The organism is Methylobacterium sp. W2, from assembly GCF_020662345.1.
Classification (GTDB): Bacteria; Pseudomonadota; Alphaproteobacteria; order Rhizobiales; family Beijerinckiaceae; genus Methylobacterium.
Genome location: NZ_VMOA01000067.1, coordinates 1 through 23,953, shown reverse-complemented (window position 1 = coordinate 23,953; position 23,953 = coordinate 1). Strand labels below are relative to the sequence as shown.

Below are 23,953 nucleotides of genomic sequence, written 5' to 3'. Positions count from 1 at the left end.
CCCGATCCCATCTCGAACTCGGCCGTTAAACACACCAGCGCCCATGGTACTGTGTCTCAAGACACGGGAGAGTCGGTCGCCGCCAGACCTGCACAGAACAGGAAACATACACTCCCAATAAACGATCACCGCAAAACACCCGTCTCTTTTGAGGCGGGTGTTTTGCGTTTTTGGCGTCGCTTTTCTTACCGGATGGTCATGATCCGGCCAAAGGGCGGTAAGACGAGGCCCGGCACACTCCCATCCTGTCTCTACAAGAGGGGAGGGGGCTTCGTGCCGATCCATGCTCACGCGGCTTTCCCGCGCATTCCCGACCCCGTATCGTCCGGTCCCATGCGCCTTCTCATCATCGAGGACGACCGCGAGGCGGTGTCCTATCTCGTCAAGGCTTTCAAGGAAGCCGGCCATGTGCCGGACCATGCCGTCGATGGCTTGGATGGCTACGCCCTGGCGCGGGAAGGCGATTACGACGTCCTCATCGTCGACCGCATGTTGCCGAAGCTCGACGGGTTGTCGCTCATCCGCTCCTTGCGCGAGCAGGAGGTCACGACCCCCATCCTGATCCTCTCGGCCCTCGGGCAAGTCGACGACCGGGTGAAGGGGTTGCGGGCCGGCGGCGACGATTACCTGCCGAAACCCTATGCGTTCTCCGAGCTCCTCGCCCGCGCGGAAGTCTTGGCCCGGCGCCGCGCCTCCTCGCCGGGCAGCGCCGAGGCGACATCCTATCATGTGGGGGACCTGCATCTCGATCGCCTGTCGCATCGCGTCACCCGCGGCGGCCATGAGATCCTGCTCCAGCCCCGCGAATTCCGGCTGCTCGAATATCTCATGCGCCATGCCGGGCAGGTCGTGACCCGGACGATGCTGCTCGAACATGTCTGGGACTACCATTTCGACCCGCAGACCAATGTCATCGATGTTCATGTCTCCCGCTTGCGGGCCAAGCTCGACAAGGATTTCGACACCGCCCTGATCCATACGATCCGCGGTGCCGGCTATATTCTGCGGCCGGAAGAACCGCCCCGCGAGCCGGTCGCGTCGTGAGCGCGGCCGAACCGGCGCCCGCGCGCATCCGGAACCTGTTCCGGACCACCGCCTTCAAACTGTCCTTCGCTTATCTCGTCGTCTTCGCGACCTTCGCCTTCCTGGCCTTGGGCTATGTCGCCTGGAATGCGAGCCGCGTCCTCGACGACCAGATGGTGTCGACCATCGAGGCCGAGATCAACGGCCTGTCGGACCAGTACAAGGCCGGAGGGCTACGCCGGCTGATCTCCGTCGTCGAGCGCCGGGCCGGCGAACCCGGCGCCTCCTTGTATCTGGTGACCACCGCGGCGGGCGAGCGGGTCGTCGGCAATGTCGGAGCGCTCGCGGATGGAACCCTGGCCCAGCCCGGCCAGACCGAAGCCGCCTATGCCCGCAGCGGTCAGTCCGACGTGCTCGATCGCCACGCAATCATGCAGGTCTTCGTCCTTCCCGGAGGGTTTCGCCTCGTCGTCGGGCGCGACGTGGAGGAGCGGGACCGGCTGCGCTCCATCATCGCCACGACCTTCGGCTCTTCGGTGGCCCTCGTCGTCATCCTCGGCGTCGTCGGGGGATGGTTCGTGGCCAGCCGCGTCCTCAGGAGGGTGGACGCCATGACGGAGACGACGCGCCGGATCATGGCCGGCGACCTCGATGGGCGCCTCGCGGTGGCGGGCAACGGCGACGAACTCGATCGCCTGGCGAGCAACCTGAACGAGATGCTCGAACGCATCGGTGAGTTGCTGCGGGGCTTGCGCGAAGTTTCCGACAACATCGCCCATGATCTCAAGACGCCGCTGACCCGCCTCCGCAACCGTGCCGACGAGGCACTTCACGGCGCCGACACGCCCGAGCAGTTACGCCTCGCTCTGGACGGCGTCATCGAGGAGAGCGACGGTCTGATCCGGGTCTTCAATGCCCTCCTGATGATCGCGCGGCTGGAAGCCGGGAGTGCGCAGGAGATCATGGCCCGGTTCGATCTCGGCCTCGTCGCGCAGGAGGTCGGCGAACTCTATGAGGCGCTGGCCTCCGAGCGGGGCATGGACCTCGTCATCGAGGCGCCCGAAGGGCTCCTGATCCGTGGCAACCGCGAGCTCGTGGGGCAGGCTCTCGCCAATCTCATCGACAACGCCGTGAAATATGGCGGCTCGGGTGGAGCGGTCCATGTCACGGCGGAAGAGCGCGGATCGGGCATCGCGGTGATCGTGGCGGATAACGGTCCCGGCATTCCCGAGGAGGCCCGCGGGCGTGTGCTCGGCCGGTTCGTCCGCCTCGAGGAAGCGCGGTCCCTGCCGGGCTTCGGGCTCGGGCTCAGTCTCATCAACGCGGTGGTGCGCCTTCATCAGGGCACACTCGCGCTGGAAGACAATCGGCCGGGACTTCGCGTCGTCATGACCCTCCCGGCCTGAAACGGCCTTACAAAACTCCCGGTCACCGTCGTCTCTCGCTCACGGCACAACGGCGCAGCGGGAGTTTGTTTTGTGAGATGCAAAGCAAGACGAACGGCTTGGTCACGACTACGCACCCAAAGGAGTCATCTGCGCGGTCGAGGCGCCATTGTGGAGCTTCCAAAATAGTATCTGAGCCAATTGGCGCGGGGCGATCCAACTGAGGGCGTATCACTTCGCATGATGTATGGCGTCTCGCCCGAAGTCCTCGCGCGCAACACAATCCCACGCTAACCCGGCCCGCATGCAACCCGTGATCCTTCCGGAACCCGAAACCCTGTCCCGCGAGCAACTCGAAGCCGAAGTGCGCAGCCTGCGCGCCCAGTCGGCCTCGCTCGCCCAGATGTTCGAGCAAGCCCCGAGCTTCATTGCCCTGCTGACCGGACCGGAGCATCGTTTCGCGCTGACAAACGCCGCCTACCAAAGGGCCATCGACCACCGCGACGTGGGCGGGTGCACGGTTGCAGAGGCTCTGCCGGACGCGGCCGCCCAAGGCTACGTCGACCTGCTCGACGACGTCTTCCGCTCGGGCCATGCACACCGGGCGACGGGTGCCCGGTACGCCGTCCAGGCCGTACCGGGCGGTCCGATCAACGAGCGCTACCTCGATTTCATCTACCAGCCCATCACCGACGCGTACGGGGGCATCAGCGGCATTTTCGTCGAAGGGCACGACGTCACCGAGCGGACCCTGGCCGAGATCGCCCTGCGGGAGAATGAGGCGCGCTACCGAACCCTGTTCGAGAGCATCGAAGTCGGGTTCTGCATTGTCGAGATGAAATTCGAGGGCACCCGGGCCGTCGATTACCGTATCCTCGAGGCCAACCCCGCCTTCGTGCGGCAGACGGGCGCCGACGTCGCCGGCAGGTGGGTGAGCGAGTTCGCGCCCAACCTTGAGCGGTACTGGTTCGACACCTACGGGGGCGTCGCGCTGACCGGCGAGCCGGCGCATTTCGAGCACTACGCCGACGTATTCGGGCGTTGGTTCGACGTGCGCGCCTTACGGACGGGCGATCCCGCCGCGAACCACGTTGCCATTTTTTTCTCCGACATTACCGAGCGGCGCACCGTCGAGAAGCGCGCCGAGGCGGGCGAGCGCGAGCTCCGGCTGATTACGGATGCGCTGCCGGTCCTGATCTCCTTCATTGGCGCCGACCACGTCTATCGCTTTGCCAACAGGGCCTATGACGATTGGTTCTCGGTGCCCGCAGCGGACATCGTCGGGCGGGATGTAAGGGACCTCCTCGGGCCGGACGCATACGCAGCGCGCAAGCCCCACATGGATCGTGCCCTGGCAGGCGAGGCGGTCACCTTCGAACTCGATTGGCCACGCCGCGACGGGGAGCCCCGCATCGCCGAGATCCGCTACCTGCCCCGCCGTACCGCGGATGGGACCGTCGACGGCTTCCACGTGTTCGTTCACGACGTCACCGCCCGTACGCGGACCGAGGCCGACCTCGCGCGTCAGGTCGCTGCCCGTACGGCGGAGCGGGATCAGGTCTGGCAGGCTTCGTCGGACATGCTCTGTGTGGCCAACCTCGACGGCTACTTCGTCAGCCTGAACCCGGCCTGGCCGGCGACGCTCGGCTGGAGCGAGGAGGAAATGCGGGCACGACCCTTCCTCGATTTCGTGCATCCCGACGACGTCGCTTCCACCCTGGCCGCCGCGACTGGCCTTGCGCGCGGCGAGCCCCAGATCACTTTCGAGAACCGCTATCGCCACAAGGACGGCGGCGACGTCTGGCTGTCCTGGAACGCGGTGCCGCGCGATGGCCTGATCTACGCCTCCGTCCGGAACGTGACCGAGATCAAGCACCAGGCCGAGGCGCTCCGGCTGGCCGAAGAGGCCTTGCGCCAGAGCCAGAAGATGGAAGCGGTAGGGCAGCTCACGGGTGGGCTGGCACACGACTTCAACAACTTGCTGGCCGGCATCTCGGGATCGCTGGAACTGATGCAGACCCGGATGGCGCAGGGCCGCCTCACGGAGATCGACCGCTACATGACGGTGGCACAGGGGGCGGCCAAGCGCGCCGCCGCCCTGACACACCGCCTCCTGGCCTTCTCGCGCCGCCAGACCCTCGATCCCAAGCCCACCAACGTGAACCGTCTCGTCACGGACATGGAGGAGTTGATCCGCCGCACGGTCGGGCCGGCCATCCACCTGGAGGTCGTCGGCCTGTCGGGAATCTGGCCGGCATTGATCGACCCGGGCCAGCTTGAGAACGCGTTGCTGAACCTGTGCATCAACGCCCGGGACGCCATGCCGGATGGAGGCCGCATCACCATCGAGACGGCCAACAAGTGGATGGACGAAACCGGAGCCCGCCGGCACGACATGCCGCCCGGCCAGTACCTCAGCCTGTCCGTCAGCGACACCGGCACGGGCATGTCGGCTGACCTGCTGGCCAAGGTGTTCGAGCCGTTCTTCACCACCAAGCCGCTCGGCGAGGGCACGGGACTCGGACTTTCGATGGTCTACGGATTCGCGCGCCAATCCGGTGGTCAGGTCCGCATTTACTCCGAGGTCGGCGCGGGCACCACGGTTTGCCTCTACCTGCCGCGCCACTACGGCGAAGCCGACGAGGCCGACGTTGCCCGACAGCTTGCCGAGGTCGGGCGGGCCGGACAGGGCGAGACGGTGCTGATCGTCGACGACGAGCCCTCGGTGCGGATGCTGGTCACAGAGGTGCTGGAGGATCTGGGTTACACGGCCATCGAGGCCGCCGACAGCGTTTCCGGACTGAAGGTGCTTCAGTCGGACGTCCGCATCGACCTGCTGGTCACGGACGTCGGCCTGCCGGGCGGGATGAACGGGCGCCAGATGGCCGACGCGGCGCGCGAGCGTCGGCCTGACCTGAAGGTGCTGTTCATCACTGGCTACGCTGAGAACGCCGTTCTCGGAAACGGACACCTTAGGCCTGGGATGCAGGTGCTGACCAAGCCTTTCGTGCTGGAAACCCTTGCCACGCGGATCAAGGATCTGATTGCCTTACGCTGAGCGGCTTCGACGACGCAGCCTTAGGCACGGTTTCGTATCCAAAGAGGTCCATCCCTCCAAACAAAGGCGGCAATGAACGCCTGCTTTCCGGAACGGGAACGATAAGCGTCTACGGCAAGGTTGAGTCGAATACGGAGCGTCCGATTCCGGGCGGGTGGCTAAAGCCCGCTTCCCACCGAGGCTGTGTGAAAACGCGTGTCGGTCTGATGCAAGTAGAAAGATTTTCTTCTGAAGCTCTCTAAAGTCGCTGTCGCGGCCATCCGAGCTGTTGTTTCCAGTCTTCCATGGAAGATTGCGCTCCGGCGTGGCGAAGTGCCGACGTTTTTACACAGCCTGCACCCTTAGAGGACGGAGACGTCAGATAATGTCCATCATCTGACTGCGAACTTGCGATAGAACGGCTTGTTGAGCAAACAGGAGTTGTTCACGTAGCCCGAGGGCAAGCCATTGATCTTCGTCGTAATTGGAGTGTCAGTGGCGCTTGCTATGGCGCTACCCACAAAGCGGGCGCTGCTTTTGTCTGCAGTTTTGATCGCTCTTGTAGATGTTTTGACAATATTTGGATTAATTGGATTATATCCAATAGATTTTCTTATGGTTTATCCTCTAATTACTATATTAGTGGCCAGCATTGCAGCGTTTGTTGGAATTGGCGCAAAAGCAATCAGTATTAAACTTTGGCTGTCGAAAAAACACACATCTAATTTTATACTTCTAGTAATTGTCGCTTTTTCTATAGCCTGCATGGCAATTTGGCTTGTAATTCAAATGCACTAGCTCGAGCATTGATGGAGTTGCTCCATAAGGCAGCATGTCCGCTTTCCACCGAGGCTGTGTGAAAACGCGTCTCGTGTTGATGCAAGTAGAAGGATTTCCTGCGAAAGCCCTCAAAAGTCGCTGTCGTGGCCATCCGAGCTATGTTTCTCAGTCCGTCATGGGAGATTGCACTCCGGCGTAGCGAAAAACCGACGTTCTTACACAGCCCGCACCCATAGCGGACGATCTATAAATTATGATGCTTTACGCTGTAGAACTAGGGCTTCGTCACGGGTCAGGGTTCACAGATCGGCCAAATAATAGAATACCTATGTCACCAGTTTCGCGCTTTCGTCCGAAGTGAAGTGATTGAGACCGTATGCCATGTACGTGCGTTACGATGACATTTTGAGCCGAATCAACGAGTTACCTCGTTGGTCGGGCAACGGTGTACCGCGATACAAGGATTTTGAACCATCCGATCTGGAGAATGCGAAAGAGGCAATGCTAGTCCATGTAAAGTGCCAAAATTGCGGAAAGCATTTTATCATGGGCGTCGGGAGTCAGTACCTATACGAAAGCAAAGATCGTAAAAAAACTTTTGACAACGCCTTAAGAACAAAGCAAAAATTCTGGGTCGGCGATCCGCCCAATGCGTGCTGCAGTCCCGGCAACAGTATGACAGTTATTGAAATAGAGGTTCTTCAGTTTTGGCGTCTGAACCTATACGAACATCCTTATTGGTTCCGAGTGCCGGAAATTGAAGGTCCATTGCCAATGGACTGGTGAGTAGACCAATCTTTTAGAGCTTGGCCGTTGCGACGGTAGCCGTCCGCTTTCCAACGAGGCTGTGTGAAAACGCGTCTCAGGCCGATGCAAGCAGAAGGATTTCCTGCAACGACCCTCTAAGGTCGCTGTTGCGACCATTCGGCCTCATGTTTCTCTGTCTTCCATGGAAGATTGTTCTCCTGCGTTGCAAAGTGCTGAAGTTTTTACACAGCCTGCACCCATCGCGGACGCTCAAGGCAGGTACCATCCGTCAGATTTCCACCACGAGCTTGGGCTTTTGAAGTGTCGCGCGTTTTCTGACGCAAAACCGGGGCCCACTGTCGCGAGACGTGCCCAGCCGGGAAAGGACTACCTGTGACCGAGGAAGCGCCTTTGACCCAGCGCCTGACGAGGGCGCCCGTCCTGATGGATCCCGAGCGTGCGGCGGCACGGTTTCAGGAGGTCGAGGCCTCTCTCGGCCATTTCGACCAGGCCGGACGGGCGCTGCTTCTCGGGCTCGCCGACCATTCTCCCTTTCTATGGCGCTGCGTGGTGCGAAACCCGAAGCGCGTCGCCACGATGCTGGAGAGCCCGCCCGAACGCGTGGTGGCCGACCTCATCGCCCGGCAGCGCTCCGCCGCACGCAGTGAGAGCGGAGGGGTCCGCGATCTCGATGCCGTCGCCGTCGAGCTTCGACGCAACCGCGGCGATCATGCACTCCTCGTGGCTCTCGCCGATATCGGCGGGCTCTGGCCCCTGGCGACGGTGACCAAGGCGCTCTCCGATTTTGCCGATGCGTCTGTCCATGCCGCGGCGGACGCCCTGTTGCTGCAGGCGGCGGAAGCCGGGCGGTTTCAGCCGCATGATGCCGCCGATCCGCAGGTCGGATCCGGCCTCGTCATTCTCGGCCTCGGCAAGCTCGGGGCCGGTGAACTCAACTATTCCAGCGACATCGACCTCGTCGTGTTCTTCGATCCCGATATCGCCAAGCTGAAGGAGGGGCTGGCCCCGACGCCGTTCTTCTCCAAGCTCGCGCAGGGCATCGCCAAGCTGCTGCAGGAGCGCACCGCCGATGGCTACGTCCACCGCGTCGATTACCGGCTGCGCCCCGATCCCGGATCGACCCCGACGGCCATCTCGCTGAATTCCGCCTATCTCTATTACGAGAATCTCGGCCAGAATTGGGAGCGCGCCGCCTACATCAAGGCACGCGCGATCGCCGGAGACATCGCGGCGGGCGAACACTTCCTCGCGGGCTTGCGGCCGTTCGTGTGGCGCAAGTATTTCGACTTCGCCTCCATCGCCGATGTCCATGCGATGAAGCGCCAGATCCATGCCGTGCGGGGGCACGACACGATCGCGGTCGCCGGGCACGACATCAAGCTCGGGCGCGGCGGCATCCGCGAGATCGAGTTCTTCGTCCAGACCCAGCAGCTCGTCTTCGGCGGACGGCGGCCGGACCTGCGCGGCCGCCGCACCATCGCGATGCTGGCGGCTTTGACCCAGGAGGGCTGGATCGACGCCGCCGCGCGCGACGAACTGGGGCAGGCCTACGATTTCCTGCGCACCATCGAGCATCGCCTGCAGATGGTGAACGACGAGCAGACCCAGCGCCTGCCGATGGATGCGGCCGGGATCGCGGCGTTCGCGCGCTTTGCGGGTTTTGCCGATGCGGAGGCGTTCGAGGCGGACCTGATGCGGCACGCCCGGCGGGTGCAGGCGCATTACGCGCTGCTGTTCGAGGCCGAACCGGACCTGTCCTCATCGGTGGGGAACCTCGTCTTCAGCGGGACGGACGACGATCCCGCGACCCTCGCCACCCTGCGGACCTTGGGCTTTTCCGATCCCGAGCGCGTGGCCGAGACCGTGCGCGGCTGGCATTTCGGTCGGCGTCCGGCCGTCCGCACGGCGCGTGCCCGGGAGGTCCTGACCGAACTCGTCCCGGCCTTGATGCAGGCGCTCGGCGGCACGCCGAACCCGGATGTGGCCCTGGACACCCTCGACCGGGCCTTCGCGCGGATGCCGGCGGCGGTGGAACTCCTCACCATCCTGCGTTCGAACGACCGGCTGCGTCTGCTCTTCGCCGACCTGCTGGGAAGCGCGCCGCGCTTGGCCGAGACCGTCGCCTTCAGCCCCCATGTCCTCGACACGGTGATCGATCCCGCCTTCGTCGTGCCGACGGTGGATGCCGATGACATCGCCGCGCAGTATCGCGGGCTCGTCGGCAATCCGGCGGCCTACGAGGATTTCCTCGACCGCAGCCGGGATGCGGCGCGGCAGCTGCGCTTCGTCACCGGCGCGCGGTTGCTCACGGGCATCCTGTCGCCGCAGGCGGCGGGGCAGGCCTATGCCGGCATCGCCGACGCCGTGGTGGAGGCCAGCCTCGAGGCGGTGTCGCGCCAGTTCTTCGCCGAGCATGGGGAGGTGCCCGGAGGACGCTGTGTCGTCCTCGGCCTCGGTCGGCTCGGCGCCAACCAGATGACGGCGGAATCCGACATCGATCTCGTGGTGCTCTACGATTTCGATGCCGAGAACCGGACGAGTCTCGGGCCGAAGGCCATCGACGCGGTCATGGCCTATAACCGGCTGACGCAGCGACTGGTGGCGGCGTTGACGGCGCTGACCCGGCGCGGCGGTCTCTACGAGGTCGATCTGCGCCTCCGGCCGGGCGGCGGGCAGGGGCCCGTGGCGGTGCAGGTGCGGAGTTTCCTCCCCTATCAGCAGGAGGAGGCCGATCTGTGGGAGCATATGGCGCTCACCCGAGCCCGCGTCGTCGCCGGGGATCGGAGCCTCGGCGACGAGGTGATGGGGCAGATTCGGACCATCGTCGGTTCACGGCGTGAGACCGCGGAGGTCTACCGCGCGGTGCGCGAAATGCGTCAGGTCGTGGCGAGTGAAAAGGGATGTTCGGGGCCGCTCGATCTCAAGCTGGCCCCGGGCGGATTGCTCGATCTCGACTTCATGGCCCAGGCCCTGACCCTGGCCCATGCGGAGCGCCATCCCGGTCTCATCGGCCTCGACGCGTCATCCGTCTTCGCCGAGGCCAGCAACCGAGGCCTTCTGCCGGTGAACGAGGCCCGTCGGCTCGGCGAGGCCTATCGCCTCTTCGACGACGCGCTCCATTGGCAGCGGCTGATGGGCGAAGCGGAATCGAAGGCGGGCGCGTCGGTGGCGCTGACGCGGCTTGCCATCGCCATGGGCCTGCCGGATGCCGCGACCCTGGCGGCGGAACTCGATGAACGCCGCGCCGAGGTCAGGTCGCTGTTCGAGCGCTTGCTCGGTTGAGCCTCGCAGGCCCGCTCTCGCGGGTCTGCCGCACCGGAATCGGACCCATCCGGCGCTCCGCTCGAAATCGCGTCCGATGGCGGTCGAACGGGGGGTGCGATGGCGGTGGTTTCAGAGGAGATCGCGTGCCTTGGCCAGGGCCACGAGGTCGTGCTGCGGCCGGGCGCCGATATGCTGGATCACCTCCGCCGCCGCCAGGGCGCCAAGCCGGGCGCTCGACACATAATCGAGTCCGCGGGCGTGTCCGGCGAGGAAACCCGCCGCGAACAGGTCGCCGGCGCCGGTCGTATCCACCACCTCGTTCACCGGCGCGGCCTCGATCGAGCGGATCTCGCCGCCCTTCACCACCATCGCGCCCTCGGCGGACCGGGTGACGAGGCCGAGGAGATGCATGCCGCGCTGGTTGCGCTCGTCGCGCAGCGCTTTGAGCGCGGCCTCGTCGTCCTCCGTCTCGTAGAGGCTCTTCAACTCACTGATATTGGCGAACAAAATGTCGATGCTGCCGTCACGGATGAGGCCGAGAAATTCTTCGCGGTAACGGCCGACGCAGAACGCGTCAGACAGGGTGAGTGCCACGGCGTTGCCGGCATTGTGGGCGATCTTCGCCGCCTTGCGGAACGCGTCCTTGGCCGCCGGCGGGTCCCAGAGGTAGCCCTCAAGATAGACCGTGCGGGCGCTCGCCACGGTGGCCTCGTCCACGTCTGCGGGCGACAGACCCTGGCAGGCACCCAGATAGGTGTTCATCGTGCGCTCGCCGTCCGGCGTCACCAGGATGAAGCAGCGGGCCGTGGCCGGTCCTTCCGACGCGGCGGGTACAGCGAAGGACACGCCGGTCGCCTTGAGATCGTGAGCGAAAAGACCGCCGAGCTCGTCATCGCGGACCTTGCCGATGAAGCCGGTCTTCGCGCCGAGGAGAGCGGCACCCACCGCGGTGTTCGCACCCGAGCCGCCGGAAACGATGGTGGCCGGTCCCATCACCGAGAACAGGCTCTCCGCCCGGTCCTCGTCGATGAGCTGCATGGCGCCCTTGGGGACGCCCTGCTGTTCGAGAAACTTTTCATCCGTCCGCGCGATCAGGTCGACAATGGCATTGCCGAGGACGAGAAGGTCGAGGGGAGCGGTCATCGGGCATCCTGTCTGGCGCTGGCGATGCTGCAGGCTGTGGCATTGCACCCAAGGAGGGTCAAGCGAGGTCGGGTGGCTCAGTGCCGCGAAGACGGCGCCTATTGCAGCGCCTTCACCTCGCACTGCGCGTAGTCGCTACTCGCCTTCACATAGGCGTTCAGTGCCTTCACATAGGCCTCGGCCAGGGGACGATAGGCCGCGATCTGCAGGTTGTAGGCCTTCACCGTGTCGTTGAACGTGTAGGCCTCCCAGCCGGGGCATCCGCCCTTGGCGTCGAGGCAGGCCGGCTTGACGGGAGCGGCCGGTTTCGTCGGGCGCGTCGCCGGGTCCGGCGGCACGGCCTTCGCACATTCCGCCATGGCGAAGGACGGCAGAACGGCTGTCAGGACGAGAGCCGCTCCAAGAAGCCTGACACGCATCGCTGGAATTTCCTCACGTTCGAGACGCCCGCTCACCAGGACGGCGCTGAGCTTGTGCGCGAGGGAGTGGCCTGTCGCAAGCGATCAGCTCGCCTGGGCCGCTTCCTGCGCGGACCGGTGAGGGGCGGGTCTGGCTTTTCGGCCCCCGTTCATGGCCGGACGCATCACGTTGAGCAGCAGCAGAGCGATGCCGGTCACGAGCACCCACCAGGCCGGGCGCAGGCCATCGTAGAATTCGAGGTTGGCTCCGAGCACCGCGCTGGCGGGCACGCCGCTCTTGAGCCCGTACCACGCCGCTTCCACCAGCGCGGTGACGAGGGAAGTCGCGATGGCGAGGCCGAGGAGGGTGATCGCGTTCATCGGCAGGCGGAAGCGCTGCATTCCCCGCCATCCCATCAGCAGAAGGAACAGGCCGGTCCAGAACACCGGCGCCGACACGTCGATCTTGGCCTGGAGGAAATAGTGGAACAGGCCGAGCACCGCGATGACGTAGACGGTCTTGTGCAGCCGCGGCCAGGCCTTGCCGAGACGGCGGATCATCCCGTCCGTGGACGTGATCCCCAGGACGGCGAGGCCGAGCAGGGCCACAAATCCGATGGTGAGATAGAACCGCGAGACGATCTCGCTCACGACCTTCGTCAGGATGAAATTCTGATCGACGATATAGAGACCGAGATGGACGAGCCCATAGGCAAGGACCGTGAGGCCGAGCATGCGCCGGACCAGGATCAGCTTCGGATAGTTCGCGATCCGCCGCAGCGGCGTCACCGCCAGCGACAGCAGCAGGAAGCGCACCGCCCACTCTCCTGTGCTGTGAATGAGGGCGGTGATCGGCTTCGGCCCAAGGGAGTCGAACCCATAGGCGGTGGCGAGCCAGAGCCCTGGCGCCAGTGCGAACAGGAACGTCGCGAGTTTCAGGCCCGAGACGCGACCGGCGCGGTCGCGCCAAGGTGCAGAGAAAGCCGGTTTGGCAGACATAAAAATCCGTCAGCGAAACGTCTTCGCCCTCAGATGGGCGAGCGTGGGGGTCGATATAGGGTAGCCCGGTCACACGTTCGCGCGAGACCGCTTCTTCCATTCGTAGGCTTTCGACAGAAGGTTACCTCTCCGCTGGTCCGCTGCGGCGCAATTGCGGGGCCTCCCGTCGTCGTGCCGTGATGTGGTAAACCCCGCGGCGTCCCAGCCAAAGCCGTGAAACGCGTTCATGCCAGCATCCGCCTTGCCCGACTCGATCGATGCCATGAGTGCCGAGGAGGCCCGCGCCGAGCACGCCGCCTTGTCCGAGCAGATCGCGGAGGCGGACCGGCTCTACCACGGAGAGGATGCACCCGAGATCTCGGATGCGGAATACGACGCCCTCCGGCGTCGCCTCGAGACCATCGAGACCCGCTTCCCCGAGCTCGCCGGCACCGGACAGGCAAGCGCCTCCGTCGGAGCGAAGGCCTCGGAAAAATTCGCCAAGGTCCGGCATGCGGTGCCGATGCTGTCGCTCGGCAATGCCTTCGCGGATGAGGAGGTCCACGATTTCGTGGCCCGGGTCCGTCGCTTCCTCAACCTGCCCGATGAGCCGCTCGCCTTCACCGCCGAGCCGAAGATCGACGGGTTGTCCCTCTCCCTACGCTATGTGGAGGGTAAGCTTGTGACGGCGGCCACGCGCGGCGACGGCGAGGTCGGCGAGGATGTGACCGCCAACGCCCGAACCGTCTCTGGCATCCCCGAGACGCTGGCGGGGACGGACTGGCCGGAGATCTGCGAAGTGCGCGGTGAGGTCTATCTCTCGCATGCGGATTTCGCCGCCATCAATGCCCGCCAGGAAGCGGCGGGGAAGGCGCTCTTCGCCAATCCACGCAATGCGGCGGCCGGGTCCCTGCGCCAGCTCGACTCCCAGATCACCGCCTCGCGGCCGTTGAAATTCTTCGCCTATGCCTGGGGCGAGATGTCGGAGATACCGGCGGCGACGCAGCACGGGATGATCGCGGCCTTCGCTTCCTGGGGATTCGCGGTGAACGACCGCACGGTGCTCTGCGCCGACGCGGAAGCCATGCTGGCGCATTACCGCGCCATCGAGGAGGATCGCGCAGGCCTCGGCTACGACATCGACGGCATCGTCTACAAGGTCGACGAACTGGCACTTCAGCGCCGTCTCGGCTTCGTCTCGCGCAGCCCGCGCTGGGCGCTGGCGCATAAGTTCGCGGCGCAGAAGGCCTTCACGATCTTGGAAAAGATCGAGATCAATGTCGGCCGCACCGGCTCGCTCAACCCGCTGGCGCGATTGAAGCCGGTGACGGTGGGCGGCGTCGTTGTCTCGAATGCAACTCTCCATAACGAAGGGTACGTCCAGGGCGTCGGCGGGGATGGCGAGCTTATCCGCGAAGGGCGAGACATCCGGGAAGGCGACACGGTGGTGGTGCAACGCGCCGGCGACGTGATCCCAAAGGTGATGGATGTCGATCTCACGCGACGGCCGTCGGATTCGAAACCCTATGTCTTCCCGGAGACCTGTCCCGCCTGCGGCAGCCGCGCCGTCCGCGAGGTCAATCCGCGCACCGGACAGCGCGATGCGATACGCCGCTGCACCGGCGGTCTCATTTGCCCGGCGCAGGGGCTGGAGCGCCTGAAGCATTTCGTCTCGCGCAACGCCTTCGATCTCGAAGGCTTCGGGCAGACCTATATCGAGGTGCTGTTCGAAGCCGGCCTCATCAAACAGCCCGCCGACCTGTTCCGCCTCGCGTTCGCGCCGCTGAAGGAGGCCATCGTCGCTCGTCGCGAAGCGCTTTCGGCCGAGCGCCGCGCCGAGGGTGAGCCGTTGCCGAAGAAGGCGAAGAAAAAAGGTGACGATGAGGACAAGGCGATCAAGAACCTGCTGGCCTCCATCGACGAGCGCCGCAGCCTGGCTCTCAACCGGTTCCTGTTCGCCCTCGGCATCCGCCATATCGGCGAATCCACCGCCAAGGCCCTGGCCAAACGCTTTCCGGATATGCCGAGCCTGATGCAGGCCCTTGCCGCTGCCGCCACCGCTCAAGCCGGACCGGATTGGCTCGAACTCTCGGCGGTACCGAGGGTTGGACCGACGACCCGGGACCGGTTGCTCGAACTCGGTTTCTCGGGTGAGGCGGAAGGCGGCGAGGTCGCGACGGGCCGGCGCCCGACCGCGGCCCAACGGGCGAACCTGATCGCCCATTACGGCGATGAGGCCGCCGTGGAGGCGGCTGTGGCCCGAGCTCGGGAGCAACGTCCCGGAGATCCCTACCGGATCTTCGCCGATGATGGCGAGATCGGCCCCGTGGCCACGGATTCCCTCATCGCGTTCTTTGCCGAACCGCACAATGCCGATGCGGTCCATGCCCTGCTCGGCGAGGTGAAGACCGAGCCGATGGCGGCGACCGCCATGGCGCCCGCTTTCGCCGGCAAAACCGTGGTCTTCACCGGCTCTCTGGAGCGTATGACCCGTAGCGAGGCCAAAGCGACAGCCGAGCGCCTCGGCGCCAAGGTCTCGGGTTCGGTCTCGGCCAAGACCGACCTCGTCGTCGCGGGGCCAGGGGCGGGCTCCAAACTGAAGGACGCCGAGAAACATGGGGTCAAGGTGGTGAGCGAGGAGGATTGGCTCGCCATGGTGGAGACGGCGTGACGACGCTCGCCATCGATTTCGAGACGGCCAACGAGCGGCGCGACAGCGCCTGCGCGGTCGGCCTTGCCTGGATCGAGGGCGGGGCGGTGGTGCGGCGTGAATCCCGGTTGATCCGCCCCAGGGAGATGCGCTTCTCCCCCGGCAACATACGGGTCCACGGAATCCTGCCGGCGGATGTCCGGCAGAAACCGGAATTCCCGGACGTGATGGCGGAGTTCCTGGCCGACCTCTCGTCCGGGCTGGTTCTCGCTCACAACGCCGGCTTCGACATGGGCGTGCTACGCGCTTCGCTCCACAGCTATGGCATGGCCGTTCCGGCCTTCGCTTCCCTCTGCACCCTTCAGATCGCGCGAAAAGTGTTTCCCGCACCGGAGGGATGCGGTCTCGGCAAGGTCGCCGCCCGGCTCGGTATCCGTTTCGAACATCACGATGCAGGGGAAGACGCCTATGCCTGCGCGGAGATCGCCCTGGCCGCAGCGAGGGAGCACGGCGCGCCTGACATCAACGCCCTAGCGAGGGCGATCCATCTGCCGATCACGCGGCTGCCCGCCGGTTATGTCGAGCGGGAAACGCGATCGTTCGGAGCGCCTGGCCCGCAGATCGCGGCAATGCGGTTTTCCGTGCGGGGGAGCAGCGGGAATCTCTATGCAGTGACTCTCGAGGACCGCCCGAGTGGCCCCCGCCTGCGCTGCACCTGCATGGCGGGACGCTACGGCGTCGCCTGCCGTCATGCCAAGGCGCTTATCGTCGGCGACATCACCGATCTCGTATCGGGCAACCACGCGGACGTGGTCGCCCTCAGCCGGATGTTCAACGAGGCTGCGATGCCGCGACCTCGCGACATGTGACCGTTCAGATGACCTTGAGCAGGGCGTCGACGCCGGAAATCTCGGTCTTTGCAGGAGATTCCTCGACGTTGAGAACGCGCACAACGCCGTCATCCACCAGCATGGAATACCGCTTCGAGCGCGGTCCGAGGCCGAACCCGGCTCCGTCCATGTCGAGGCCGATGGCCTTGGCGAACTCGGCATTGCCGTCGGCGAGGAACTCGATCCCTTCGGCGTTGCTCGCCTTCTGCCAAGCTTCGAGCACGAACACGTCGTTGACCGAGGTGACGGCCACGGCATCGACGCCGCGTGCCTTGATCTCTTCCTGCTTCTCGACGAAGCCGGGCAGGTGATTGCGGTGGCAGCTCGGCGTGAATGCGCCGGGCACACCGATCAAAACGATGCGGCGCCCCTTGAAGATGTCGTCGGTGGTCTTCGCCTCGGGCCCCCCGGCGCCGCTCACGCGAAAGGTCACCTGGGGAAGGTGGTCGCCAACCTGGATCGTCATCCGTCGTCGTCTCCTCAGATCGCCTGGAGCCCATGCTCGGTCTCGATGACCGATTCACACACCACGTGGTGTGCAAGCCCATGGGCCAACGGCGCCATGATGGCCCTCCAATGGGCGAGAAGGGTCTAGCCCGAGCCCATGAGCGTGTCGAGGCAGGCCTCGGAGAAGCTGGCTCCGTCCACATTCCCTTAATGGGTCGCGACCGTATCCAACGAGAACGGAGAATATGCCATCCTCAGTCTCGCCGGGTCCGTCTCAGAATCGAGATGCAAAAGACCGTTTCGATTCCTCAGACCTCATGGAAGGCTGCAAACTGATGAGAGGCGAGATGGTGTAGTCCGCTCGACGCCGCCGATGTCGGCCTCGTGGAGGGCTTTCCCTGGCCGTGTTCTCTAAGCACGGAACGAAGATCATCGCGTTGATGCCGATCCGGAATGGCACCTATCTGCTACGGTTTAGTTTGCCCGGCTAACGCTCATACAGGCCCCTGAATCTCTCGTATGGCTGGAGAACCAGCGGACCAGTTCCGATGCTTCGACCATCGAAACTCAGAAGCTTCGGAAAGCCCTGAGGAAAATTCTTCACTTCCCGTCGCCTCAGCGGTGAGGGCGAGATCGCCTTCACTGTTATCCCGATCGACCGGATCGCATCCCCGCTGGACAAGCCATCCGGCCCAGGTAGCATGATGCGATGCGACATGATCCGGTTTCCGCCTATCTCGACGGCCAGTTCCTCGTGGCCATGCCTGGTCTCACGGACGAGCGTTTCGCGAAGTCGGTGATCTATCTCTGCGCCCATTCCGCCGATGGCGCGATGGGGATCATCCTGAACAAGCCGGCCAGCGACCTGAACATGCCCGACCTCCTAGTCCAGTTGGACATTGCCAGCGAGGACGACGCGATCCGCCTGCGCGAGAAGGTCGGCCATATTCCGGTGCTGATGGGCGGCCCGGTGGATGCCAAGCGCGGCTTCGTGCTTCACACTGACGATTTTCACATCGATCAGTCGACGCTCATCATCGATGATGGGATCTGCCTCACCGCCACTGTGGAGATTCTACGGGCCATTGCGAACGGGGCGGGGCCGGCCAGCGCAGTCCTCGCCCTCGGTTACGCCGGGTGGCAGGCGGGTCAGCTCGAGAGCGAGATTCTCGCGAATGGCTGGCTCAACTGCCCGGCGGACCCGGAGATGATCTTCAATGCCGCGCTCGACACCAAATACGAGCGTACCCTGCGCAGCAATGGCATCGACCCGGCGATGTTGTCCTTCAGCGCCGGGCGAGCCTGAACGGCAGAGGCCCGGCTCGCCTCACTCTCCGAACGGCGAACCGTCACTGTCGGGGTTCGTCCCCTCCACCGTCGGCTTCGCCTTGCGCGGCCTGGGCGTCGTGCTCGCCGTCGGTGTGCTCGTATTGGCACCGAGCCTCGCCGCGAGGGAAAGTGCCCGAGCTTCGGTGAAGCGCACGTTGCAGAAGCCGTGGGCGCCCTCGCGGGCATAAGTCCGGCAAGTCTGCTCTCGGTCGGAAGAGAAAGCCGCTTGTTCGGTGACGATGGTGCGGACGTCCTGACCGCGGGCGCGCTGGGTCATCACCTTATAGTTGTCGCGCACCGCCTTGTCGGCGACCCCTCGTCCGGAATCGAATTCGGTTGAGCGGGGGATCAGGGTCGCGGCCGCAGGCCCCCAAAGACCTGACGGAGTCGTGGCGCAATCGGCCGATGCGAAGCTGCAGACACGGCTGCCGCCCAGCGGCGTCACCAGGATGCTGCTTTCGAGAACCTCGAGCCGAATCGGGCATTCGCCGCCCGCGATCTCGTAGCGCGCCACGCCTTGAGGGCGTCCCTCGGAGGAGAGGGAGATCGGCGAGCCGCCGGAGAGCGGAACTTTGCAGGTCTCGCTCGGCTGCGAAATCTTGGTGCCGGGCAGGGTGATCCGCGCCGTGGCCGCGCTGCCGGCCTTGTCGATCTTGAGGCTGCCGGTCAGGCCGTTCAGCAAGAGCTCCTGACCGAGGATGTTGTCATCGCTCGGCGTCTTGAGGACGACGGGGCGCAGAGGTGCCGGAGCCGCCTTTGGTACTTCCGGCGCCGCATCTCCCGCCGCGCCCGGCGGCAGCAGCGTCCCCGGCTGAGGCGCCCCGGCCGGAGGCACGCCGCGAGGTGGCACCGGAGGCTTGGCCGCCTTGCCGATGCCGAACAGCTCCTCGAAGAAATTCTGCGCGCCAGCTTCGCTCGCCGGGAAGGCGACGAGGGGCAGGAGGAGGGCTGGGACCAGGCGGAAGGTGCGGGACGGACGCATCAAGTCTTTCATGCCTTTGGAACTCGCAGCACCGGACCGGTAGACGGTGAAGGTGCGATGGGCTCTCGTGCTTGCATCAGCTATTTCGTAACCCGATGTCACATCTGGGGCTGACGCTTCCGACGGCAGACTGATTCCGATCCGAAATGACGACCCGGAAGCCTGTCTTCCATCATCGAGACTAGCATGTGATCGATGGCGCGGACGTGGCGTTCCTACAACATTTTTGAGGTCCATGCCCCCGATTTCCCCTCATCCCAGGTGCAAACGTTCTGGCTAGTGAAGGAGATAGGGTCGGCGTGGCAGTTCGGAACGCTTCGCCTTGCGGCCCCGCATCACCCTTCTTATATCCGACGGGACGCGGGATTAAGACCTGGATTGGCGCTTTTCAGGCGCTCTGGCTGGTTCGAATCCCGCTCTCACAATCTTTCGTTCTTCACCGCCATGGGCCGGGCCGCTTCGGGGCTCGGCGGTCTGCTTGACCAAATGACATGAGAGGGATCCCGCCATGGGTAAAGTAATCGGCATCGACCTGGGCACCACCAATTCCTGCGTGGCCGTCATGGAAGGCACGCAGCCCAAGGTCATCGAAAATGCGGAAGGCGCGCGCACCACGCCGTCCATCGTTGCTTTCTTGGACGACGGTGAGCGTCTCGTCGGCCAGCCGGCCAAGCGTCAGGCGGTCACCAATCCGGAACACACGTTCTTCGCCATTAAGCGTCTCGTGGGCCGCACCTACGACGACCCGATGACGCAGAAGGATAAGGGCCTCGTGCCCTACAAGATCGTTCGCGGCGACAATGGCGATGCCTGGGTCGAGGCCGACGGCAAGAAGTATTCCCCCTCGCAGATCTCGGCCTTCACGCTGCAGAAGATGAAGGAGACGGCGGAAGCGCATCTCGGCCAGCCGGTGACGCAGGCCGTCATTACGGTCCCCGCCTACTTCAACGACGCCCAGCGTCAGGCCACCAAGGATGCCGGCAAGATCGCCGGCCTCGAAGTGCTGCGCATCATCAACGAGCCGACGGCGGCGGCCCTCGCCTACGGCCTCGACAAGAAGAAGACCGGCACGATCGCGGTCTACGATCTCGGCGGCGGCACCTTCGACGTGTCGATCCTTGAGATCGGTGACGGCGTGTTCGAGGTGAAGTCCACCAACGGCGATACCTTCCTCGGCGGTGAGGATTTCGATAACCGCGTCGTCGAGTACCTGACCTCCGAATTCAAGAAGGAGCAGGGCATCGACCTGACGAAGGACAAGCTCGCCCTTCAGCGCCTCAAGGAGGCCGCCGAGAAGGCGAAGATCGAGCTGTCGTCGGCAACGCAGACCGAGATCAACCTGCCCTACATTACCGCTGATGCGACCGGGCCGAAGCACCTCGCGCTCAAGCTCAGCCGTGCGAAGTTCGAGAGTCTGGTCGACGATCTCGTCCAGCGCACCATTGAGCCTTGCCGCAAGGCCCTCAAGGATGCCGGCGTTTCGGCCTCCGAGATCGACGAGGTGGTTCTGGTCGGCGGCATGATCCGCATGCCGAAGATTCAGGAAGTGGTGAAGTCCTTCTTCGGCAAGGAGCCTCACAAGGGCGTCAACCCGGACGAGGTCGTGGCCATCGGCGCGGCGGTCCAGGCCGGCGTGCTCCAGGGCGACGTCAAGGACGTGCTGCTCCTCGACGTGACCCCGCTGTCGCTCGGCATCGAGACCCTGGGCGGCGTGTTCACCCGCCTCATCGACCGCAACACCACAATCCCGACGAAGAAGTCGCAGACCTTCTCGACGGCCGAGGACAACCAGAACGCGGTCACCATCCGGGTCTTTCAGGGTGAGCGCGAGATGGCGGCCGACAACAAGATGCTCGGCCAGTTCGACCTGATGGGCATCCCGCCGGCCCCGCGCGGCATGCCGCAGATCGAGGTGACCTTCGACATCGATGCCAACGGCATCGTCAACGTGACGGCCAAGGACAAGGCGACCAACAAGGAGCACCAGATCCGCATTCAGGCCTCGGGCGGCCTCTCGGATGCCGATATCGACCGGATGGTGAAGGATGCCGAGGCCAATGCCGAGGCGGACAAGAAGCGCCGTGAGCTGGTCGAGGTGAAGAATCAGGGCGAAAGCCTGATTCACGCCACCGAGAAGTCGGTGAAGGAGTATGGCGATAAGGTCTCGGCCGACGACAAGGGCGCGATCGAGACCGCCATGACCGCCCTTCGCACGGCGCTCGAGGGTGATGACGTCGAGGTCATCAAGTCCCGCACCACGGACCTGATGCAGTCATCGATGAAGCTCGGCGAGGCGATGTATGCCGCCAGCCAGACTCCCGAAGGCGGGGCCGAGGGCACCGACGGCCAGGAGCCCAAGAAAGACGACGTCATCGACGCCGACTTCCAGGAAGTCGATGACAAGGACCAGAAGAAGCGGGCATAAGGTCAACTCTGCATGCGGGGCCGGAGTGATCCGGCCCCGCATCATGTCTGGCCAGCGACAACGGCGTGATCCCGAGACGAAAAGGGCGATCCGCCAGGGACTTTTGAGGACGGGGAATGTCGAAGCGGGACTACTACGAGATTCTTGGGGTCTCAAAGACCGCGACCGACGGCGAGATGAAGGTCGCCTTCCGCAAGCTGGCGATGACCTATCACCCGGATCGTAACCCGGGGAATGCGGAAGCGGAGCTCAAATTCAAGGAAATCAACGAGGCCTACCAGACGCTCACGGACGGGCAGAAGCGGGCGGCGTATGACCGCTTCGGGCACGCCGCCTTCCAGCAGGGCGGAGCGGGCGGTCCCGGATTCGGCAACGAGTTCGGTGACTTCATGTCGGACATCTTCGACAATTTCTTCGGTGATGGGCGGGCAGGTGCAGCGGCGGGCGGTGCGCGCGGCGGACGCGGTGGCGCGACCCGCGAGCGCGGTGCCGACCTGCGCTACAACCTCGAAATCTCCCTTGAGGACGCGTTCGCCGGCAAGACAGAAACCATCACGATGGCGACCGCCGTCACGTGCGAAGTCTGCTCCGGCAGCGGCGCGAAGGCCGGCTCCAAGCCCAAGCCCTGTCAGACCTGTGGCGGCTACGGCCGTGTGCGGGCAGCGCAAGGGTTCTTCGCTATCGAGCGCACCTGCCCGGCCTGTCATGGGCGGGGTGAAATCATCGACAATCCATGTGGCAATTGCTCAGGCGCGGGCCGTGTCACCCGGGAGCGCACGCTCTCCATCAACGTCCCAGCCGGTGTCGACGATGGTCTGCGGATCCGTCTGGCCGGCGAGGGCGAGACAGGCTTGCGCGGCGGCCCTGCCGGCGACCTCTACGTCTTTCTCTCGATCAAGCCGCACACCTTCTTTCAGCGGGATGGTGCCGACCTGTTTTGCCGCGTGCCGATCTCGATGGTGACCGCCGCCCTGTCGGGGGAGATCACCGTGCCCGTCATCGACGGGTCGCAGACCGAGGTCCGCATTCCGGCAGGTACTCAGACGGCCAAGCAGTTCCGGATCAAGGGCAAGGGCATGCCGGTTCTCCGGTCCCGCGATGTCGGCGATCTCTATATTCAGGTCTTCGTCGAGACACCGCAGAACCTGTCGAAGCGCCAACGCGAGCTACTTCAGGAGTTCACCAGCACGGCCTCGGACGAGAACCATCCCGAAAGTGCGGGGTTTTTCTCCAAGGTCCGTGATTTCTTCGATGGCTTGAGCGGCGTCGCGCGCTCGTGAAGACCCGCAACGTCGGAGGTCGTGGATCGAAACTGCCTAGCCCCCGTTGTGGCTGTGGTGGCACTGCATCGTCATGGATAGCACGATGCCGAGCTTCGACCTTGACGGGCCTTGGCTTTCGTCGTCTAGCCTTCAGCCTTCCATGCGTGATCTAAGGACATTGGATCTTGCCGCCGCTCCATCGACCCAGCGCTAAAGCCTATGCCGCCACCGGTTCGGTCCGCGAACGGCGGGAGCCGCTGGAAGATGAGGCGCGTTTCCTGCGGTCTTGGTTCGAACGGCCCCTCGTTACCGGATCGGTGACGCCGTCGGGCAAGATGCTTGCCCGCATGATGGCGTCCTATGTCGACCCCCGCGTGGCGGGACCCGTCATCGAGCTCGGACCCGGCACCGGTCCCGTTACCGAAGCCCTGATCCGCCGTGGCATCGAGCAGGAGCGGCTCGTTCTGGTTGAGTACAATCCGGATTTCTGCAAGCTGCTGAAGAAGCGCTTTCCACGCGCAACGATCCTGCGCGGCGACGCCTACAACATCCGCGAGACCATCGGCGAACTTCTCACTGAGAAGGCCGCTGCCACCGTCTCCAGCTTGCCGTTGTTCACCAAGCCCCTGGAACAACGTCTTGATCTTCTGAACGCCACGCATACGCTTATGCATCCGGGCTCGCCCTTCGTGCAGTTCACCTATGCGGTGGTGCCGCCGATCCCCGAGCGCTGCGATGCCGGGAGCTACACGGCCAGCCGGTCGAGCCGCGTATGGCTCAACCTGCCGCCAGCGCGGGTGTGGGTCTATCGCCGTCCCTGATGGACCAATGCCGAACGTCGCCTGAAGACGCGGCTCATCGGCGGTTCAGCCCATCACACCTATCGTCCAGTTATAGCGCCGGGATCGCCCCGGCGCAGTATTCGACGGAGGCTGGTATGGCGTTTCATGCATTCGCACATCGGGCGAGGGGTTGGCTCGCCGCCGCGGCACTCGCCTTCGGCGTCATCGGCATCGCGCCGGGTATCGTTCAGGCGGCACCGCTTGCTCCGGCCGGAGCGTTGGCCGAGCCGGCGCAGGCGGGCATCGTACCAGTCCAGTACGGCTGGGGCGGGCACCACCATCACCATCGCAGACATCATGGCTGGGGTGGACATCACCGTCATGGCTGGGGCGGGCACCGGGGGCATGGC

17 protein-coding genes, 1 rRNA gene and 1 pseudogene are annotated in these 23,953 nt (G+C 64.5%); 14 read left to right on the top strand and 5 right to left on the bottom strand.

Features of this window, described 5'->3' with window-relative positions; translation table 11 throughout:
- From rrf to FPV16_RS24690, 7 genes are all read left to right on the top strand, one after another.
- A 5S ribosomal RNA gene (rrf, locus tag FPV16_RS24720) occupies positions 1–88 on the top strand; the annotation flags it as partial.
- Between the two features lie 245 nt (positions 89–333).
- The gene (locus FPV16_RS24715) at positions 334–1,044 is read left to right on the top strand and encodes a response regulator transcription factor (RefSeq protein WP_227441167.1); all 711 of its coding nucleotides are present in this window, start codon (positions 334–336) and stop codon (positions 1,042–1,044) included.
- On the top strand, positions 1,041–2,429 hold the full coding sequence (locus tag FPV16_RS24710) for a sensor histidine kinase (RefSeq protein ID WP_227441165.1): 1,389 nt from the start codon (positions 1,041–1,043) through the stop codon (positions 2,427–2,429). The genes FPV16_RS24715 and FPV16_RS24710 overlap by 4 nt, the downstream gene beginning before the upstream one ends.
- 283 nt (positions 2,430–2,712) lie before the next feature.
- A complete protein-coding gene (locus FPV16_RS24705; protein ID WP_227441164.1) occupies positions 2,713–5,466 on the top strand; it encodes a PAS domain-containing protein in 2,754 nt (917 codons plus the stop codon).
- A gap of 474 nt (positions 5,467–5,940) precedes the next feature.
- The gene (locus FPV16_RS24700) at positions 5,941–6,243 is read left to right on the top strand and encodes a hypothetical protein (RefSeq protein WP_227441163.1); all 303 of its coding nucleotides are present in this window, start codon (positions 5,941–5,943) and stop codon (positions 6,241–6,243) included.
- Between the two features lie 363 nt (positions 6,244–6,606).
- Positions 6,607–7,011, top strand: coding sequence for a hypothetical protein (locus tag FPV16_RS24695; protein ID WP_227441162.1), 405 nt, complete (start codon positions 6,607–6,609; stop codon positions 7,009–7,011).
- Positions 7,012–7,416: 405 nt separating this feature from the next.
- Positions 7,417–10,275: a bifunctional [glutamine synthetase] adenylyltransferase/[glutamine synthetase]-adenylyl-L-tyrosine phosphorylase gene (locus tag FPV16_RS24690; protein ID WP_227441166.1), complete on the top strand. Its 2,859-nt coding sequence runs from the start codon at positions 7,417–7,419 to the stop codon at positions 10,273–10,275.
- A gap of 111 nt (positions 10,276–10,386) precedes the next feature.
- Here the strand turns inward: FPV16_RS24690 and FPV16_RS24685 are convergent, their stop codons facing one another.
- The 3 genes from FPV16_RS24685 to FPV16_RS24675 form a co-directional block, all read right to left on the bottom strand.
- Positions 10,387–11,400, bottom strand: a complete 1,014-nt coding sequence (locus FPV16_RS24685) for an adenosine kinase (protein ID WP_227441161.1) — start codon at positions 11,398–11,400, stop codon at positions 10,387–10,389.
- 98 nt (positions 11,401–11,498) lie between these two features.
- The gene (locus FPV16_RS24680) at positions 11,499–11,819 is read right to left on the bottom strand and encodes a hypothetical protein (protein ID WP_227441160.1); all 321 of its coding nucleotides are present in this window, start codon (positions 11,817–11,819) and stop codon (positions 11,499–11,501) included.
- An 84-nt stretch (positions 11,820–11,903) separates the two neighbouring features.
- A complete protein-coding gene (locus FPV16_RS24675; RefSeq protein WP_227441159.1) occupies positions 11,904–12,797 on the bottom strand; it encodes a sulfite oxidase heme-binding subunit YedZ in 894 nt (297 codons plus the stop codon).
- Between the two features lie 226 nt (positions 12,798–13,023).
- Between FPV16_RS24675 and ligA the strand changes: the two genes are divergently transcribed.
- Together ligA and FPV16_RS24665 are read left to right on the top strand one after the other, a co-directional pair.
- Positions 13,024–15,447, top strand: a complete 2,424-nt coding sequence (gene ligA / locus FPV16_RS24670) for an NAD-dependent DNA ligase LigA (protein WP_227441158.1) — start codon at positions 13,024–13,026, stop codon at positions 15,445–15,447.
- Positions 15,444–16,295 carry a 3'-5' exonuclease gene (locus tag FPV16_RS24665; RefSeq protein WP_227441157.1) on the top strand — a complete coding sequence of 284 codons (852 nt, stop codon included), beginning with the start codon at positions 15,444–15,446 and terminating at the stop codon, positions 16,293–16,295. Before ligA ends, FPV16_RS24665 begins: the two co-directional genes overlap by 4 nt.
- 4 nt (positions 16,296–16,299) lie before the next feature.
- On the opposite strand, the gene FPV16_RS24660 is transcribed toward FPV16_RS24665, so the two are convergent.
- Positions 16,300–16,782, bottom strand: coding sequence for a peroxiredoxin (locus tag FPV16_RS24660; protein ID WP_018042128.1), 483 nt, complete (start codon positions 16,780–16,782; stop codon positions 16,300–16,302).
- 690 nt (positions 16,783–17,472) lie between these two features.
- Between FPV16_RS24660 and FPV16_RS24655 the strand changes: the two genes are divergently transcribed.
- Positions 17,473–18,069, top strand: coding sequence for a YqgE/AlgH family protein (locus FPV16_RS24655; protein WP_227441156.1), 597 nt, complete (start codon positions 17,473–17,475; stop codon positions 18,067–18,069).
- Positions 18,070–18,090: 21 nt separating this feature from the next.
- On the opposite strand, the gene FPV16_RS24650 is transcribed toward FPV16_RS24655, so the two are convergent.
- Positions 18,091–19,074 (bottom strand): hypothetical protein, encoded by a 984-nt coding sequence (locus tag FPV16_RS24650; protein WP_227441155.1) that lies wholly within the window; start codon positions 19,072–19,074, stop codon positions 18,091–18,093.
- 508 nt (positions 19,075–19,582) lie between these two features.
- Between FPV16_RS24650 and dnaK the strand changes: the two genes are divergently transcribed.
- The 4 genes and pseudogenes from dnaK to FPV16_RS24630 all read left to right on the top strand — a co-directional run.
- Entirely contained in the window at positions 19,583–21,499 is a 1,917-nt protein-coding gene (gene dnaK / locus FPV16_RS24645; protein ID WP_227441154.1) for a molecular chaperone DnaK, read from the top strand.
- Positions 21,500–21,615: 116 nt separating this feature from the next.
- The gene (dnaJ, locus tag FPV16_RS24640) at positions 21,616–22,779 is read left to right on the top strand and encodes a molecular chaperone DnaJ (RefSeq protein WP_227441153.1); all 1,164 of its coding nucleotides are present in this window, start codon (positions 21,616–21,618) and stop codon (positions 22,777–22,779) included.
- Positions 22,780–22,946: 167 nt separating this feature from the next.
- Positions 22,947–23,582 (top strand): class I SAM-dependent methyltransferase, encoded by a 636-nt coding sequence (locus tag FPV16_RS24635; RefSeq protein ID WP_227441152.1) that lies wholly within the window; start codon positions 22,947–22,949, stop codon positions 23,580–23,582.
- A 116-nt stretch (positions 23,583–23,698) separates the two neighbouring features.
- A pseudogene (locus tag FPV16_RS24630) lies at positions 23,699–23,953 on the top strand (hypothetical protein); the annotation flags it as partial.

Excerpts from the sequence above, each read along its gene's own strand:
- FPV16_RS24715 (WP_227441167.1), top strand. The coding sequence starts at position 334 with ATGCGCCTTCTCATCATCGAGGACGACCGCGAGGCGGTGTCCTATCTC.
- FPV16_RS24705 (WP_227441164.1), top strand. The coding sequence starts at position 2,713 with ATGCAACCCGTGATCCTTCCGGAACCCGAAACCCTGTCCCGCGAGCAA.
- FPV16_RS24695 (WP_227441162.1), top strand. The coding sequence starts at position 6,607 with ATGTACGTGCGTTACGATGACATTTTGAGCCGAATCAACGAGTTACCT.
- FPV16_RS24690 (WP_227441166.1), top strand. The coding sequence starts at position 7,417 with ATGGATCCCGAGCGTGCGGCGGCACGGTTTCAGGAGGTCGAGGCCTCT.
- FPV16_RS24685 (WP_227441161.1), bottom strand. The coding sequence starts at position 11,400 with ATGACCGCTCCCCTCGACCTTCTCGTCCTCGGCAATGCCATTGTCGAC.
- FPV16_RS24680 (WP_227441160.1), bottom strand. The coding sequence starts at position 11,819 with ATGCGTGTCAGGCTTCTTGGAGCGGCTCTCGTCCTGACAGCCGTTCTG.
- FPV16_RS24675 (WP_227441159.1), bottom strand. The coding sequence starts at position 12,797 with ATGTCTGCCAAACCGGCTTTCTCTGCACCTTGGCGCGACCGCGCCGGT.
- ligA (WP_227441158.1), top strand. The coding sequence starts at position 13,024 with ATGCCAGCATCCGCCTTGCCCGACTCGATCGATGCCATGAGTGCCGAG.
- FPV16_RS24660 (WP_018042128.1), bottom strand. The coding sequence starts at position 16,782 with ATGACGATCCAGGTTGGCGACCACCTTCCCCAGGTGACCTTTCGCGTG.
- FPV16_RS24655 (WP_227441156.1), top strand. The coding sequence starts at position 17,473 with ATGCGACATGATCCGGTTTCCGCCTATCTCGACGGCCAGTTCCTCGTG.
- FPV16_RS24650 (WP_227441155.1), bottom strand. The coding sequence starts at position 19,074 with ATGCGTCCGTCCCGCACCTTCCGCCTGGTCCCAGCCCTCCTCCTGCCC.
- dnaK (WP_227441154.1), top strand. The coding sequence starts at position 19,583 with ATGGGTAAAGTAATCGGCATCGACCTGGGCACCACCAATTCCTGCGTG.
- dnaJ (WP_227441153.1), top strand. The coding sequence starts at position 21,616 with ATGTCGAAGCGGGACTACTACGAGATTCTTGGGGTCTCAAAGACCGCG.